Here is a 2,107-nt window from a genome sequence, read left to right as displayed (position 1 = left end):
GTTCTCATGAAGGTGATCTCACTTTATCCGAGCTTAAGTTGATTTCTGAATGGTTGGACCTTGGGGCGCAATACTTTAACGACCCTTTTGCGGCACCAATTAACTAGTATTGATTACATAGAGATTTTCCTCGTGTGTAGAGAAGAGTTGAACGTTGCATGATTAAAAAAGGATATTTATGTCAGGCTTAACACGCTGCCAGTATTCTTGCTTGGTGGTCTTCATTTTGTCGCTGTTCTCATGGCCTGTTTTAGCCAGTGAGGCCGAAACTCGTGAAGACCATGCCGGGTCTACCGTATTTGCGCCTCAGCTTAAAGTGGTACTTCCTTTTGTGGAATGGCGCACAGGCCCCGCGCAAGGTTTCCCTGTATTCCATATCAGCGAAAAAGGGGAGTGGCTAGAAGTTTCAACTCGAAAGACGGAGTGGTTAAAAGTTCGTGATCGCAAAGGTAATGAAGGTTGGTTGAATATTGCTGATGTATTGCAGATGGAAGACGCTAATGGCGAAACTGTGAAGATCACAGAACCAGTCTTTGATGACTTCAATACACGTCGCTGGGAAGCAGGTTTGATGAGTGGTCAGTTTGACAAAGCAGCCCTTAATTCGGCTTATCTGGGCTATTGGATGACCAACAACATATCTCTTGAATTATGGGGGAGTCAGGTGCTGGGTGATTCGGCTGAGATAAAAGTCGCAAGCGTGAACTTGCTTCATCAGCCATTTCCTTCCTGGAAGTTCTCACCGTTTTTTACTTTAGGGGCGGGCATGGTATTTATCAGCCCCAAGGCGACCTTATCTGAAGAAGCAAAGCGGGACGAAGAATCTATTCATGCCGGTATAGGGGCACGATATTACTTGAGCGACCGTTATTTTGTTCGTATGGAAGTGAAGGACTATAAAATTTTTACTAACCGTGAAAGCAACGAAGAAGCGACAGAATGGAAAATTGGATTAAGCGTGTTCTTTTGAAGAAGCGCAAACAATGTATTTGGTTGATGGTTTTAACCCTGTCAGCGGTGGTGGGGAATGCTTGTGCTGAGCAACATAGCCCATTAATAGAGCCTGATGTAAAGCCGGTAGTGCTTGATGAGGCAATGATCGACTCAGAGAATTTTGAGCTCGGCGTATTTACCGGCGTGATGAACATTGAAGATTTCGAGTCTGCATTGGTTTACGGCACTCGTCTGGCGTTTCATTTAAGTGGAAACCTGATGTTTGAAACGCATATCGGGATGAGTGAAGCAGGGCAAAGCAGCTTTGAGACCCTTGGTGCTGTAGAGGTGTTATCGAGTGATGACCGTGATTACCTTTACTATAACTTTGGGGTGGCATTTAAGCTTCCTGGCGAAAGCTATTTTGGCCGAGATTATGCCTTTAACAATAACGTTTACGTATCTGCAGCTGTTGGTGCAACAGACTTTGCCGGAGAAACCCGTTTAACGGGGGTAGTCGGATTGGGGTACCAATTACTACTGACTGATTTTGTCTCTTTACACTTTACAGCGAAAGAGCACTTTTACGAAATAGATGTCGTAGGGCCTGAGAAAATCAGTTTTAACTCAGAGCTGGGAATGGGTGTGTCCCTGTTCTTCTAAGCATGCTTGGAAGGGTTTAAAAAATGAAAGTATTTACTGAAAAGAATTGAGGGAATCAAGATGCGAATGACCATAGCCAAGTCTCTAGTGACAGCCGCTTTGTTGAGTTTATCTGGCCTATCGAGTGCTGAGCAACTGAGTGGCGCGGCACCCGACTTTACGCTCAAAAGTAATCAAGGCAGCAATATCCGGCTTGAAGAGTTAAAAGGAGAAGTCGTGATGCTGAACTTCTGGGCTTCATGGTGTGGGCCATGTCGTCAGGAAATGCCCTTGATGAATGATATTTTTGCCAAATATGAAGACTTGGGTTTTACCATTTTAGCGGTCAATGTGGATGAAGATTCAGCTGATGCAGATCGCTTTTTGAAAGCTCTGCCGGTTGATTTTCCTGTGGTCTATGACTCGACAAGCAAGGTAAGTGAGATGTACGAGGTGGATGCGATGCCGACAACTGTGATGATTGATCGCGATGGCAACAAGCGCTTTTTACATCGCGGATATAAGCCCGGCT

3 protein-coding genes are annotated in these 2,107 nt (G+C 45.0%); all 3 read left to right on the top strand.

The window, feature by feature from the left end; all coding sequences use genetic code 11:
• Window positions 1-178 precede the first annotated feature (178 nt).
• The gene (locus tag A3761_RS18800; RefSeq protein WP_068511553.1) at window positions 179-970 is read left to right on the top strand and encodes an SH3 domain-containing protein; all 792 of its coding nucleotides are present in this window, start codon (window positions 179-181) and stop codon (window positions 968-970) included.
• Window positions 940-1,596 (top strand): outer membrane beta-barrel domain-containing protein, encoded by a 657-nt coding sequence (locus tag A3761_RS18795; protein WP_068553288.1) that lies wholly within the window; start codon window positions 940-942, stop codon window positions 1,594-1,596. Before A3761_RS18800 ends, A3761_RS18795 begins: the two co-directional genes overlap by 31 nt.
• A gap of 60 nt (window positions 1,597-1,656) precedes the next feature.
• On the top strand, window positions 1,657-2,107 hold a 451-nt coding region (locus tag A3761_RS18790; RefSeq protein WP_068750684.1), incomplete at its 3' end, for a TlpA disulfide reductase family protein.

The organism is Oleiphilus sp. HI0123 (genome assembly GCF_001635315.1).
The sequence above is the reverse complement of the archived record's forward strand: the minus strand, read 5'-3'. Positions and strand labels throughout refer to the sequence as shown.

What these genes read in the sequence shown, in the direction of transcription:
- A3761_RS18800 (WP_068511553.1), top strand. Translation starts at nt 179, where the DNA reads ATGTCAGGCTTAACACGCTGCCAGTATTCTTGCTTGGTGGTCTTCATT.
- A3761_RS18795 (WP_068553288.1), top strand. Translation starts at nt 940, where the DNA reads ATGGAAAATTGGATTAAGCGTGTTCTTTTGAAGAAGCGCAAACAATGT.